The sequence below is a fragment of the Sphingomonas sp. CFBP 13714 genome, assembly GCF_014842205.1.
Taxonomy (GTDB): domain Bacteria; phylum Pseudomonadota; class Alphaproteobacteria; order Sphingomonadales; family Sphingomonadaceae; genus Sphingomonas; species Sphingomonas aerolata.
On the sequence record NZ_JACYVG010000005.1, the window covers coordinates 33,170 to 48,300 of the forward strand.

The 15,131-nt window shown below is 64.4% G+C and carries 6 protein-coding genes; 3 read left to right on the forward strand and 3 right to left on the reverse strand.

Annotation, left to right across the window (positions count from 1 at the left end; all coding sequences use genetic code 11):
- Positions 1-42: 42 nt before the first annotated feature.
- Positions 43-2,103: a phosphocholine-specific phospholipase C gene (locus IFT54_RS12345; protein ID WP_192070860.1), complete on the reverse strand. Its 2,061-nt coding sequence runs from the start codon at positions 2,101-2,103 to the stop codon at positions 43-45.
- Positions 2,104-2,787: 684 nt separating this feature from the next.
- On the opposite strand from IFT54_RS12345, the gene IFT54_RS12350 reads away from it, so the two are divergent.
- The 3 genes from IFT54_RS12350 to IFT54_RS12360 all read left to right on the forward strand — a co-directional run bounded on the left by IFT54_RS12350 (position 2,788) and on the right by IFT54_RS12360 (position 8,621).
- A complete protein-coding gene (locus IFT54_RS12350; RefSeq protein ID WP_192070861.1) occupies positions 2,788-3,969 on the forward strand; it encodes a serine hydrolase in 1,182 nt (393 codons plus the stop codon).
- Positions 3,970-4,465: 496 nt separating this feature from the next.
- Positions 4,466-7,780: a TonB-dependent receptor gene (locus IFT54_RS12355; RefSeq protein ID WP_192070862.1), complete on the forward strand. Its 3,315-nt coding sequence runs from the start codon at positions 4,466-4,468 to the stop codon at positions 7,778-7,780.
- Between the two features lie 52 nt (positions 7,781-7,832).
- A complete protein-coding gene (locus IFT54_RS12360; protein ID WP_192070863.1) occupies positions 7,833-8,621 on the forward strand; it encodes a S1/P1 nuclease in 789 nt (262 codons plus the stop codon).
- Between the two features lie 2,014 nt (positions 8,622-10,635).
- Here the strand turns inward: IFT54_RS12360 and IFT54_RS12365 are convergent.
- Complete coding sequence (locus tag IFT54_RS12365; RefSeq protein WP_192070864.1) at positions 10,636-14,088, reverse strand: glycosyl hydrolase 2 galactose-binding domain-containing protein; 3,453 nt, start codon at positions 14,086-14,088, stop codon at positions 10,636-10,638.
- Between the two features lie 67 nt (positions 14,089-14,155).
- On the reverse strand, positions 14,156-15,124 hold the full coding sequence (locus tag IFT54_RS12370; protein ID WP_244648920.1) for an ROK family protein: 969 nt from the start codon (positions 15,122-15,124) through the stop codon (positions 14,156-14,158).
- Positions 15,125-15,131 lie beyond the last annotated feature (7 nt).

Consider the following 15,131-nt stretch of genomic DNA (forward strand, 5'->3'; position numbering starts at 1 on the left):
CCCGGCTAGGCCGGCTTGGCGACAGCGCCGTGACAGTCGGGCTCAGACGGGGTGCGGGAAGCGCGCGGCCGGTTCGCTGATGCTGGTCCCCCCGGTCTCGATATGACCCGCCAGACGCAGGCGCACCCCGCCGGGCGCGGTCAACAGCAGATCATACCAGCGATGGTCGGCGGACGGGATAGTAAGCTGCGCCGTGCCTTCGGCCGCGACCACGATCTCGCGGCGCGCACCCGAATGCGCGCAGTGCATCGCCATCGCCACCGGCGCAACGCCCCGGTTGCGCAGCCGGACTACGCCGCCCGTGCCGGCATCGTGCCAGGCGGCTTCGATGCGCGCGCCGTCGCCCCCACCGCGATCGTCGCGCTGGAAGCCATTCGGCCCGCGGATCACCAGCGCGTGCGGTTGGCCCGGCCCGACGTCCCACCTCTCCTCGAGGCGCGACTGGCCAGCCACGGTGAAATAGCGCCATCCCGGAAAGGCCAGCTCGTCCTGCACGCCAAAAACGACACCCACCGGGCCTTCGTTTACGAAGCGCAGCGTCAGGCCCGAACTTGACCACAAGGGCTCGACGGCAAACCGGTACGGCAGCGCACGCGCCGGGCGTGTCCCCGTCTCCTGCGCGGGCACGCCCTGTCCGTTGGCGATGACCGGCGGCGGCGCGGTGGCGCACAACCGCTCGGTCTCCGCGACATAGCCAGAGACCGACGGCAAAGCCGCCGCCCAGCGCGTATCGCGCCGCGCGCGTAGCGGCACGTCGAAGTCGAAGATTGAAGTGAGGTCGCCGCAGACCGCGCGCCGCCACGGCGAGATGTTCGGCTCCATCACGCCGAAGCGCTTCTCGAGGAAGCGGAGGACCGAGGTATGGTCGAACAGCTGCGAATTGACCCATCCGCCCCGCGTCCAGGGCGAGATAACCGTCATCGGCACACGGGGCCCAAGCCCGACGGGCTCGCCTTGATAGGTTTCGCTGCGGACGTCGACATTGCTCGCGCCGTACCGCGGCGCGATTCCCGGGACAGGGGCCGGCACGTGATCGAAGAAGCCGTCATTCTCGTCATAGTTGACGATCAGCACCGTCTTAGCCCAGACGTCCGGGTTGGCGGCGAGTGCTGCGACCACGCTGCTGATCAGCACTTCGCCGAACGGCACCGGCGCATCGGGGTGCTCGCTCATCTGCATCATCGGCACGATCCACGACACCGCCGGCAACCGATCCGCGGCGGCATCGGCGGCGAAGGCGGCGATCAGGTGCTTCGCCTGCGTCTTCTCGGGATCGCTGGGCGCGACACCGTCGATCCAGTCGACACAGGCGCGCCCGCGCCGATAGCGCGACGACGCGCGGTTCAGTTTCCGGAACTCGCTGAAATAGCCGAGCGGGTTGTCCGAATAGTTCGCGGCCTCCTGATATATGCGCCACGCAATCCCGGCGTCTTCCAGCCGTCCGGCATAGCTGCGCCAGCGCAGTCCCTCGGTGGCGTCGTCCTCGGCCATATCGGCACCGGGGTTCGGGTCGGTGCCGCCATTGGTGACGCAGTAGACCCCCTCCTGCCCGACGCTGAGCCCGCTGGTACCGCTGAAATGATAGAGCCGATTCGGGCCGGTCGGGCCCTGCAACGAGCAGTGATAGCCGTCGCAGATCGTGAACTGGTCAGCCAGCGCATGATAATACGGAATGTCCGCGCGGGTGAGATGCGCCATCGTGAGGGGGCCCTTCTGGTCCGCCCATACGTCCCAGTTGCGCCAGCGCGCCTGGCTGTCCTTCCAGCTGTGATCGAGCCCGGTGAAACAGCGTGCGTTGCTTGCGTTATAGTCCAGCCGGAACGGCCAGATCGTCCGTCCCCCGTCGCGATCCGCGCCGCGCTGCGCCCATACCGACCGGCCGCCGGGCAGCGCGACTGGCCGTGGATCCGCGAACCCGCGCACACCGCGCAACGTGCCGAAATAATGATCGAACGAGCGGTTCTCCTGCATCAGGACCACGACATGCTCGACGTCCATGATTGAGCCACCGCCTCCAGATCGGCGCAGCGCGGACGCGGCCCCCCCCTGTGCAGCGGCGGCACCGGATGCACCGAGCATGAAGGTCCGGCGATCAATTCCCATGCCCAGCGCCTTTACAAGCTTGCGACGTCGATGCCGCATCCCAACGATATCCAGCGATCGCCGATACGTAGCCAATGCGTAAAAAATATGAATGCGCCCAGATATCTGACCGCTTTTTGCCAATATCGGGCATTATTGCGTCAGCTGTGGCGAACTGCGCAGACGCAGCGATGAGTCGCGCTTGGTCCTCATGCGTGCCTTGCCCTGCCATATAAATACACGCCCGCTTTCGCCGATCGGCACCCAAAAGCGGCCGTTCCGCTCTCCACCAAGCTCGGCCATTCCCGAAATTCGATCGAGAATGGACCAAGGGCAATGGCGGTCGGTACGGGGCCGCAGCAGGGTCCTTGCTACGCCCGGCAGTAATGCGTAGCGTATTAGCCCAGTAGGACACCAGAAGGCGGGGATGATGATCGGGCAAATTCGAGTAGCGTTCGTTTTGGCCTTCGTGTCCGCTCCTGTCGCCGCCCAGCAACAGCCACTTGCTTCTGGACCATCAAAGATTGCTGAGGTCGAGCACGGCCTGACCTCCGCTGTGGTGCTGGCCGGCACGCCAGCGTCACCTCGAACGATTGCCGCAGAGATGAGTCGGCTGCACGTGCCCGGTGCCAGCGTCGCCGTCCTGCGTGGCGGAACGATCGAATGGTCCAAGGGATACGGGATCACGCGCGCGGGGGGATACCGGTGACACCCGACACTCTTTTTCAGGCGGGTTCGATTAGCAAGCCGGTAGCGGCGCTGGCCGCGCTGCGTCTCGTCCAGCAGCGCCGCCTGAAGCTTGATGGCGACGTGAACGGGCAGCTTCGAGGCTGGAAACTGCCGACGCCGCCCGGCGCGCACGTTACGTTGCGTGAGCTGCTCTCGCACACTGCGGGGACCAAGGTACACGGCTTTCCCGGCTATGCTGCCGGCCTACCGGTGCCGAGCGTCGATGACGTGCTCGCCGGCCGCGCGCCTGCGAACACCAAGCCGGTTGTCGTGGAGACCACGCCGGGCACGGCTTGGCGCTACTCCGGCGGGGGCTATACCGTCGTTCAGAAGCTAATCGGCGATGTGACAGCCCAAACATTCGCCGACGTGCTATGCGACGAGGTGCTCCGTCCCGCCGGCATGACGCATAGCTACTTCGCGCAGCCGCTCGACGCTGCCTTGCTGGCGAACGCAGCTTGGCCGCACGATGGGACGGGAGTGCCCGTTTTGGGCGGACCCCACACTTACCCGGAACTGGCCGCAGCGGGTCTTTGGAGCACGCCGGGCGACCTGCTGCGCTACGCCATAGCCGTGCGTAACAGCGCTCGCGGCAAGACGGGCGCACTTCTCAGCCGGGCGCTCGCGACGGAGATGCTGACACCCGGCAAGGGCGGTTACGGCCTCGGCCTTGAGGTCCACGGTGCATCTGCCGCTCGCGACTTCTCGCATGGGGGCAGCAACGAGGGATATGAGAACTTCCTGGTAGCCTATACCGACACTGGCGATGGCGTAGCCGTCATGACCAACGGCGCTCAGGGCAATGAGTTGGGGCTTGAGATTACCCGCAGCGTGGCCGCAGCCTATGGCTGGCCAAGCTACCGTAGCATCGAGCGCGCGAGTGTGCCGATCCCGGCGCTCATGCGCGCGCGCCTGGTTGGCAACTACGCAATTCCAAACCTTGGCTCTTTCTCGATCACCGGCGAAGGATCGGGCTTGGCCTTGTCGCTGAAGGAAGGAGTCAGCGAGCCGCTCTATGCGTCGTCGCCGGACACCTACTTCATACTGTCGACTGACATGGTGCTGCATGTGGATAGCACCGGTTCAAAGGTTAGCGGGCGCATTGTTTCCGGACCGTTCGATGTGCCCTTCACAGAGGAAGCCGACGCCAAACCTTAACCTGAAACGACTTCCATAATTGATCCTTTTGGGAACGGCAGCAATCGCCAGCTGCCTCCTGAAAGCTGCCTGTCCGCTAAACACCAGGTCGGGACGTTCAGGCGCTCCCAGCTTGCCAACCGTTCCTGAAGCCGACTGGCAGCTTTCGGGCGGTAAAGCGGACGGACCCAAAACGCCCACACCCGGACGTTAAGGCTGGCGATCCGGGCTCCCGATAACGGCCACTCCATAGGCACGATTTTTCCCGTTTCTCCATGTCCGACAGGTCATTTCGGGAAAAAGCAATCGAGAACTGAGTTACAAGAGCAGGTGCCCCGGACGGCTATCCTTGCGATTGCCCCGGCGACTGTCCCGCCATGAATTCTTTTCCAGCAAAGTCAGGCTGGCAGAAATCATCCACAAACCGCAAACGATCCGATCCGTAACAACACTGACATGAACACTGCCCATAGGGGCCTCCGCTAGGCCGAAATGGCAAGCGGCCCAGGGAGATTTCATGAGACTAACCGCCATTGGCGCCAGTGTTCTGGCGCTTACCGTCGCTTGCGTTCAGCCCGCGTTCGCGCAGGAAACCACCTCTGCCGTCCGTGGTCGCGTCACCGATGCGGGCGGACAGCCCGTCGCCAATGCGTCGGTCACGATCGTTCACATGCCGTCCGGCACGCAGGTCACCCAGGCGACCGACACGACGGGCAATTTCAATGCCTCCGGTCTGCGCGCAGGCGGACCGTTCCGCGTGACCGTCAACGCACCGTCGTACGACAGCAAGACCACAGAAGGCGTGCAGACCGCCGCTGGCAGCACCGTCACGCTGAACGTCACGGTCGATGCGCAGACCGGCAACGACATCGTCGTTACCGCCGGCGCCAAGCGTGACGGTCTCGCCGTCGCCGGGCAGACGAGCCTGAACGCCGATGCGATCCAAGGCATCGCGTCGGTCAATCGTGACCTGCGCGACCTGCTGCGGCGCGACCCGCTCACCAGCCTCGATCCGAACCCGCGCGGTCGGGCGATCTCGATCGGCGGCGCCAGCCCGCGCGGCAATCGCTTTACCATCGACGGCGTCGCGATCGGCGACGATTTCGGGCTCAACGCAGGCGGCCTGCCGTCGGCGCGCGGCATCGTCTCTCTCGATGCGATCGACCAGCTCAACGTGAAGGCGGTCCCGATCGACATTTCCGAGGGCGATCTCCAGGGTGGATCGGTCAACATCATCCTGAAATCGGGCAGCAACCGGTTCCATGGCAGCACCTTCGGAATCTTCGGCGACGATTCGCTTCAGGGCACGAAGACCTACGATAATGTCCGCTCGGACGGGACGGTCGTCCCGGCGGCGGCGGGACGACTGACCCCGGTGCCGAGCTTCCGCGATTACGGCGGCAACCTGTCCGGCCCGATCATCAAGGACAAGCTGTTCTTCGCCATATCCTATGAGCAGCTCAAGGAAAGCCAGGTCAGCGCGCGCGGCCTGGCAGGAGAGGGCGCGAGCACCGAGATCCCGTTCGTCACCCGCGCCAACGTCGACCGCGTCCGCAGCATCCTGAACAGCCGCTACGGCTTCGACCCGCTCGACATCGCCAAAACGTTGCCGGAAAAGGACAAGAAGGCGTCGGCGAAGCTCGACTGGAACATCAGCGACCGGCACCGGCTCGCGCTGACATATATCTACCACAAGAACGAGGTGCCGCGCGATGTCGGCTTCAGCGAGACCGGGTCGAACCCGTCGGTCGGGCTGCAATCCAACTTCTATCTGCTCGGCGAGACGACCAACGCCTATGCCGCCCAGCTGAATTCCAACTGGAGCGACAATTTCTCGACCGAACTGCGCGTCACGCGCCGCGATTACGAGCGGACGCAGAACCCCTATGGCGGCAGCGATTTCCCCGAGTTCGAGATCTGCCTCGACCCCGTGTCGCGCGGCAGCGGGCTGAACTGCCTCGCCCCGACCGGCGCCAACCCCAATGGCCGCGTCCTGCTCGGCCCCGATCAGTTCCGCCAGTCCAACTATCTCAGCATCCGGAACAGCGGCGTGTCGTGGTCGGGCCAATATTCGGGCGGCGGCCACGTCATCAAGCTCCTCGCCGAGGGGCAGCAGGTCAAGATCAACAACCTGTTCGTCCCCGCGACCAAGGGGAAATATTATTTCGATTCGATCGCCGATCTCGAGGCGGGGCGTGCGAACCAGCTGACCTATGCCAACGCGCTGTCGGGCGATCCGGCGGACGCGGCCGCGCGCTTCAATTACATGTCCTATACGTTCGGCGTGCAGGACAGCTGGTCGGTATCACCCGATATCACGGTGACCGGCGGGCTGCGCTACGACTGGGTCGATGCCGACCGACCGCAGCTCAACGTCCGGTTCCTCTCGGCGTACGGCTTCTCCAATGCGGCGATGCCGACGGGCGGCGTGCTGCAGCCGCGGCTGGGCGTGACCTGGGATGCGAAGCCAAACCTGCGCCTGTCGGCCGGCGCCGGCCTGTTCGGCGGCGGGACGCCGGATGTCTGGTTCTCGAACTCCTTCTCGAACGACGGCGTGCGCCAGAACAGCCTGTTGTTCCAGCGCAACGGCACCAGCTTCGTCGATGCCACCCAGACCGGGGCCGCGGCCAACATCGCCCCATCGCTGGGATCGGCGGCGCTCGACAACGTCACCGGCCAGGGCATTCCAAGCGTCTTGGACCAGTATCTGGCGGGTGCCGGGGCCCCCGCGGCGGCCTCGGTCGGAGCGCTCGACCCTGATCTGAAGCTGGCGTCCACCTGGAAGGCCAATGTCGCGCTCAACTGGTCGGGAAGCCTGCCGTTCGGCCCCGGCTGGATCGCGGACAATTGGGAATTCAACCTCAGCGCGCTCGCCAGCGAAGTGAATAACGGCTTCGTCGCGACCGACGTGCGGACCGCCCAGATCGGCGAGCTTCCCGATGGCCGCCCGCGCTACAATCCCGCGGTCGGCGCCAATTGGGACATCGTGCTGCGCAACACGGGCCAGGGCCGTTCGCGCGTTCTCGGCGTAGGGCTGGGCAAGCGCATCGGTGGGCTCTCGCTCGGCGCGAACTACATCTATTCGGACGTGAAGGATGTCGGTTCGTTCACCGGCTATACGCCGACCGAGTTGCTGGGCGTCACCACCGCCGACCCGAACCGCGGCACGCTGGGCCGCTCGAGCTTCGAGACACGGCACAACGGCAAGGTGCAGATCGGCTATAGGGCGGACCTGTTCGGCGACAACGAGTTCCGGATCGACCTGTTCGAGGAATTCCGCAGCGGGCGCCCGTACAGCTACACCTTTACCGACGCCAGCAACGGTCGGTCGCAGGTGTTCGGCACGGTCGGCGGCAATGGGCGGCATCTGTTCTACGTTCCCGATTTCGATCAGGCGGCGATCATCAATGCGGCGGGCCGTCCGCAGGTCGGCGTGGTGGAGTTCGCCGACCAGGCGACGCTCGACGCGCTGCGTGCCACCGTCGACGGCAGCAAATTGCGCAAATATTACGGCGCGATCGCGCCGCGCAACCTGGGCACGTCGCCGGGCTTCTCGAAACTGGATCTCCATGTGTCGCAGGAGATCCCGTTCTTCTTCGGCAAGGCGAAGGTCTTCACCGATGTCGAGAATGTGCTGAACCTGCTCAACCGCAACTGGAACACCTACAAGGTCTTCTCGGACTCGGTCAGCATCGCCAACGTTTCGTGCGTCGCGGCGGCGGGGAATCCGTGCGCCCGCTATCTCTACTCCAATGCGAGCAGGCAGACCGCCACGACCTATCAGAGCGCCTCGCTCTGGCAGATGCGGGTCGGCCTCCGCTTCGACTTCTGACCGACGGACGGGGAGGTCACGGCGCCTCCCCGTCGCGCACAAGGATTACAGCATGCGATTCATCAGGGCCTTTCTCGCCGGCGCGCTGGCGCTGGCATCGACACCGGCGATGGCGTGGGGGCCGACCGGGCACCGCGTCAGCGGCGCGATCGCGGACCGCTTCATCTGCGGCACGACCCGGCTGGAGATCCGCGATCTCCTCGGCGTCGAAACGCTCGCCGATGCCGCCAACTGGGCGGACTATATGCGGATGCAGTCCGATCCCTATTGGAGCAAGACGACCTTCAACTGGCATTTCGTCACGATACCCGACGGCAAGACCTATACGCAGGCGGGCGTACCCCCGCAGGGCGATGCGGTGTCGGCGCTGGCCAAGTTCCGGGCCGTCGTGCGCGACCGCAAGGCGCCGATCGCCGCGCGACGCGACGCATTGCGCATGATCGTTCATATCGCCGGCGATCTCGGCCAGCCGCTGCATTCGGGCAATGCCCGCGACCGCGGGGGCAATGACGAGATCGTGACGCTGCGCGGCCAACAGACCAACCTGCACACGATCTGGGATTCGACGCTGATCGACAGCGAGCAGATGTCCTACACCGAATGGACCGACTATCTGCTCGCCCGGATCACCAGCGAGCAGGCCATCGCGTGGTCGAGCCCCGATCCCGTGTCATGGGTCGACGAGGCGCGGGCGCTTCATCCGCAGGTCTATCCCAAGTCGAAGACGATCGACGGTGACTATCTCTACACCGCCCGGCCACTGCTCCATGCGCAGATGACCAAATCGGGACTGCATCTGGCGGCGTATCTGAACGATCTGTTTGGACGTTGCAGCGGGTAAGGAGATGTCGGCTGGCTTACGTTGGCTATCTTTCTCAAACCCCGCCATTCCAAAAAAATCGATCTATTTTGGGAAAAGCGGCAGCTCCCGTAATGTCGGCTATTGCCACGCGCCTTCCTGGAAGCTGCCGTTCCGCGTTCCACCAAATATGCCTTCAAAAGCAAGAGGCTATGACGGTTCTCGAGAATAGCATTGGCTCAGACACGGCCGAGATCGCGGACCCCTGACACAAGGGAACCAGAGGGGTGAAGTAGACAACGCAATTCGCTTCATCACTATGTAATTGGGCAAGTCAGCATCGACATTCGATAAGCAAATCAAGGTGGCTGCACCTCCCCGCAACCACCGATATAGAACTACAATCGCCGCCCTCACGGGCGGCGTTGTCGGTTGTGCAGCGTATTCATATCTCTGACCGGTTTTGCCCCTCATTGGCGTGGGTGTGGCATGAACTTTGTCATCTGTGACCCCAACGCCATAAGCCGCTGCTGGGCCAATAGACGCGAGGTTAAGCTACCTGTGCCTGCCGTTCAAAATCTGTAGAACTGTGATAGCCCAGGGTCGAGTGCCCGAGCTTGCTGCGCAGAACACCGAGCGCTTTTCAGAACCAGGACATCGGCTAGTCCCCCAGGTGTCGCCAAGGACTCGAACGTTATATCATGCCCTCACTTGCAAAGCAGGTTATCGGGCAAGTCCAGATCTTGGCTAGCCTGCGACACCGCGGCGCGACCCTCTCGCACCAGCTTCACCACATCAAGCTGAACTGCCGCCGTCGCAGGCTTTAAACTCCTGGCTGGGCTTGCGTGTCCACAATCCTGAGGTGGATATGTCAATCGTTAAGTATAGCGACCGCTCGTGGCCAGCAAGCGGGACCATTCTCTATCTTTGCTAGAAAACAGGAAACCATGAAGCCGTTGTAGGGTAGGCGGTCAAGGCTAGTGAGCTTTTCCATGTGGTAATAGCCGATGTCTCGGCCTGCCTTTGCTTCACCGCCTCGGCGGCACGGGAATCCCGCATGCATGTTCGATGGTCGCTTCCCTTGCCAGCAAGCGCACAAGCTCGGCCAGCGCTTGTTGCGCTTCTGGTCCCTGTGCCAACATTATCCGTGCAGCGGCCATACCAGCGTTGTGTTACGGCTGTCAGCGGGTACGTACGAAATACACGTCATGTTACATGCCGGTTTCATGAAATCGGATAGTCCCCCCGCCCGGATGCGACTGCCACAAGGTTTCAGCCATCTGCGGCCGGAGCTCGGAGAGATACTCAGGGATCATCGTACATACGTGAAAGGCACTCTAGGGCGATCAGTAAGGAAGCACTTGCCTTCGGTGTAGGAATGACCTGCGTTGCCCTGTCTCGGATCGAAAATGTCCGCACTTGGCCAAAGGCGCAAACGCTCGACCGGATTATCCACGAGTTAGATATTGATTGGCCCGACGTGGCGGTGCGAGGGGGCGGTTCCGCGCCGTCGCGGCAATCCGCGGTGTCGGCCTCGAACCTCCAGGATCGAGCATGCGGAAGCTGGTTGATCGGCGGTCTTCACATGGCACGACGATGATCTCGATCGTCCGCGCGAAGATCGCCGCGTCGCTTTCAGCAATACGGTCCTTGCCAATCTCGCTGCTGGTCAGTCGCGCAAGGATGAGGAGGAGTAGCGCGGTGCCCGATGTCGTGCGGTCGTACGTTCTACCGCCGCGTAGTTTTTTTGAGCCATCCCGCGGTTTTCGGCAACACCAGACCTTCTGCACGCAAAGCTGGTGGAAAGCAGCCTGTCTGCTTTCGGCCGGCGATCGGCATAAACGGACGTTCGTTCAGAAGAAGGGGCGGGGGGGGGCGAGTGTCGCTTCTTGGTGGAAAGCCGGCAGTTCGCAATAGGTGGTACTTTTAGCGTAAAGCGCCGTATGTTCAGGTGTGCCCCGTCGCCCTTCAAGGCGTCCCGTTCCGGACGTAGTTCCGATCATCAGGGGCGGCGACGCAGTCGCGCCCCATAATGACCTGCGTACGATCAAACGGGCTATCGTCCGATTGGACGCGTCATTTCTGGGAGGTTCCAGCCTCGTAACGTCACCGCCGCCGGCGCCGCGCCGACCGTCTTTGGATAGCGGATTTCGATGCGCCGGGTCTCACCGGGCAGGAGCGCGACATAATTGTCGTTGTAGAATGCCGGCAGGATGCGCTTTCCCGCCGTATCGACCAGCGTCAGCTTCGCATTGAGCGCGGGCACCTTGGTGGCATTGGTGAGCGTCACGGCCACCATCATGTCGTCACCGACCGATATCGGGGCGGCGACCGAGCTGCTCAGGGTAACGCTCTGCAGGCTGTTGAGCATCTGATAGGCTGCCTCGTCCTTGCCGCGCCAGTAGAAATTCTCCGCAACCGTCGTGCCGGACCGATCGGTCATGTCGAGCTTGACCAGAACCATCGGATGCGATGCGAACAGGCGGTCGAGTGGTACGGCGGCAAGCGGGGTTGCCGCATTCGCCTTTGCATCGAGACGGTCCTCGCGGCTGAACAGTTCGGCATTGTCGAGCCCGACGACCCGCGTGCGTACGAGAAGGCCGGGGCGTGGCTCGCGGGTGGTATTGAGTACGACCAGTTCGTTGCCCGGCAAGTTCAGCTGAACGTGGAGCGGCTCCGCGGCCTTTTTCGCCCCGTAATATGCCGCATGAGTATCATAGTCCCAGCTGTAGATCTGCCATGCGTTCGACGGCCAGGCCGGGTGGGTCATCCACAGGAGCCGACCGGAGTTCTTGGTCCAGAGATGGCCCAGAAACCCTTCATACATCGCCTTGTGCGTCTCGAGATTCATCATCTGTGCTTTCCGCTCGAAATCGGCGAAGCTCGTCGCAGGCCCGAACATCGTCGCCAGCGTCGTCATGAACGTCTTGATGTCGCCGTTCCCGGCAAAGTGCCAGTCGTGATAGGCCAGCGTGTCGCTGAGCGGCCAGGTCTCGCTATCGGGCATGGTGGCGCGGACGGATTCAAGCGTCGAGAGCGACGGCGTTCCCGTTTCGACTGAGAAGCCGCTGGCCAGATCGGTGAAATAGCCCACCGGTGGCCGGTAGTTGTACGGCCCCGATCCCTGCAGATTGACGACGTTCGAGCTGCCCGTGAACCAGCGCGTGCCATCCTCGCGCGCGATGAGATCGTCGAGCCCTTCGTTCAGCGTGGGATAGGGCACGCCTTCGTTGCGGCCGAACCACAGGATGATCGACGGGTGATTGCGATAGCGCCGCACGACGTCGTCCGCATTCTTGAGGAAGAGCTCCGGGTCCTGCGGCTCGACCTGGAAATTCTGCGTTGATTGCCAGAAATCGTTGAGCACCATCATGCCGGTCTCGTCGGCGAGGTCGAAAAACTCGGCTTCGGTGTTATTACCCATCCAGTTGCGGATGACGTTCATGTGCGCCTCCTTCTGGAGACGGAAATAGGGTGCCAGCCGGTCCCGGCCGACGCGTTTCATCGCATCGTCCATGCCCCAGTTGCCGCCGCGCGCCGCGATCTGCACGCCGTTCACGCGGATGGTCAAATGCGGCTCGGGCATCGTCTCCTCGACAGGCGTCACCGCCGGTGAGGTTTGGCCGGCGACGGTCAGCGACTCGGTCCACCCGTTCGGCGACTGCTTGATCGCTTCGTGACGGACGTCGATAAGACGTTCGCCGCGCAGGCTGCCATCGGTGAACTGCAGATTGACCCGCCGGAGCGCGCCCGCGGTATCGAACAGCGACAGGTCGTAGCTCACCTCACGGATCCCGAACCGGTCGGTACGCGTGTCCGACAGCCGGCCATCAGCCAGCGCCTCGAGCGACAATTGGTACAGCGCCTGCTCGCCATAGCCGTTCGGCCACCAGAGTTTCGGATTTGCGACGCGCAGCTGGGCGAAGTCCTTGGGCGAGAAGGCGACCTTCGTCTCGCCGGGCGATACGGTCACCGTCTTCTCGACATGCACATCGCCAAACGCCGCGCGAACGGTGACGCTGCGCGGCGTGGTGCCGTCGTTGCGAACGGGGACGGTGATGTAAACATCGGCACGGTCGGTCCGTGGCAGCGGCAGGTCGGTGACGACCTGTGGGTCGAGCAGGCGGACGTCGCCATGCGCCAGCAGTTCGACCGGACGCCACAGCCCGGTGTTGCGGTCGCGGATGCCGGGAATCCAGTCCCACCCTTCGGTGGCGACGAAGGTCGGACCGTCGATGGCGAGCTGCCCGCCATTCTCGCCGACGCCGGCGCTGATCGACTGTTCGTGCGGAATGCCGGGATGGGGCGGCGGCGACACGCGCACCGCGACGACATTGTCACCGGCGACGGGGACGAAATCGAACTGGCCGCGGATGAACGCGCCGCGTGTACTGCCGAGCTTGCGGCCGTTTGCCCAAACGTCTGCGGCATAGTTAATGCCGCCGAAGACGAGCGTAAGCCGCTTTCCGGCGGCTTCGGGCGGGACGGTGAAGCTGGTGCGGTACCAGTAATCCTGCCGGGCGAGGCTTTCGGGAATCTTGAGGTTATTCAACCCGTAATAGGGGTCGGGATAGACTCCGCGATCGACCAGCGTGGTCAGCACGGTGCCCGGTACGGTTGCGGCACGCCATGTGCCGCTGGGCACGCCCGGACGTGACAGCGTCGCACCATCGTCGCGCACGTCCGGCGCGGCGGCAAGCTGCCAGCCGTTCACCAGCCAGCGGCCGTCGCGTGCCGGCGCCAACCCCGTCGGCGGTAAGGGCATGTTTAAGACCGGCGACGTGGTGGCGTCGCCGCGTGCCTTTGGCAGCGTCCACGGATCCTGTTGCTGCGTCAAACCGATATTGGCTTGTTTCTGGAGCGGCCAGCCGACGCCGACCTGCCAGAACTGGACGAGCGCGAAGTCTGGCTGCGCGCGGGCCGCGTCGGCCAGTGCCGCGGCGTTCCGCGCGCGCGCGTCGAACGTCGCGTCGGCCAGCGATCCGCCGAAATGCTGCTTCGCGCGGCCGGTGCCGGTGACGGGTGCCAGTGCCAGACGGGGCGTGACGGCGACCGAGCGGCCGGCGCGCGACGCGACCGGCCGGCCGTCGACATAGAGCGTCAGCGTGCGACCGTCCGACACGGCGGCGACATGCGTCCAGCGACCGGCGGCGAGCATGCTTCCGCCGGTGACGCGGACGCTGCCGTCGGCGCCGGTGACGCGGCCATCGACGAGCGAGAGACAGCGGCAGGCCCCTAGCGGATCGCCGACGGCCAGCAGGGTGCCGGTCATGCGCGTCGCACCGGGCCGGACCCAGGTCGACAGAGTCCAGGGCGCATCGGCGGCGACCCCTGCCTGCGCGCCGGTCAGGTCGCGCTCGACGCCGATCCCGCCGGCGAGGATGTCGACGTTATAGGGGCCGGCGTTGCCGATCGCTGCTGGCGCGTCGGCTGGCGCGGTTTGCGCTGCGACCGCGCCCGACAGGGCCGTTCCTAGCAGTAACAGGGTGGTGAGTGTCGCCAGTCGCATGAATAGTCCCTCCTGAGGTGCCGGCTTGGCAGTGCCGCCGGTCAGTTTTGTGCCGCGGTATGCCGGGTCAGTGACCGACCTGCGGATCCTTTGTCCATAATCTTGCGGCACCGCGAACGCCGGAGGCGTCGCCCCAGCGTGCGGGCACGATACGGCCGTCCCACAGATCGGAAAATGTGTGGCGTCGCACGACATCGGGCAGGCCGGCGTAGATTTCGGTGACGTTCGACATGCCGCCGCCAAGGACGATCACCTCGGGGTCGAGCAGGTTGACGACGAGCGCGAGCACACGCCCGAGGCGATCGACATAGGCACTTAGCGCGGCGCGGGCCGCGGGGTCGCCGGAGCGCGCCGCGGCAACGATGTCGGGCGTACTTAGCGCGAGGCCGTGTTCGGTGGCCGCGGCCCGCGCAAAGCCGGTACCCGAAACCCAGCTCTCGATGCAGCCCGACAGCCCGCACCAGCATGCCGGAGGATCGGCCTCGCGTCCGCCGGGCCAGGGCAGGGGCAGATGGCCGATCTCACCAGCGATCCCGTGCGCACCATCAATCGCGGCGCCGGACAGCACGACGCCACCACCGACTCCGGTACCGATCACCAGCGCAAAGACGCTCTGCGCACCCGCAGCGGCACCATCGATCGCCTCCGACAGGGCCAGGCAATTGGCATCGTTGACCAGCCGTACGGGGCGACCGAGCGCCCGGGCGAGGTCCTCGCGAAAGGGGCGGCCATTGAGATAGGTAGAGTTGCTGTTGCGCATGATCCCGGTTCGCGGTGACGGCGAGCCCGGTGCACCGATCCCGACCGTGCAGCGCGCGCTTCCGGCGTCGTCCGCCGCGGCGACCAGGTTCGATATCGCGGTCAGCGCGCTGTCGTAGCTGCCGGGATTGGGAATGCGTTGCCGCCACGCAGCCGCGCCGTCTTTCGAGAGCAACACGGCTTCGATCTTCGTCCCGCCGAAATCGATACCGAGCGCCGGCGCGGCATCTTCGCATACCAGCCCGCCGATGTTGGCAATGGTACCACTCTCCCCCAAGATATCC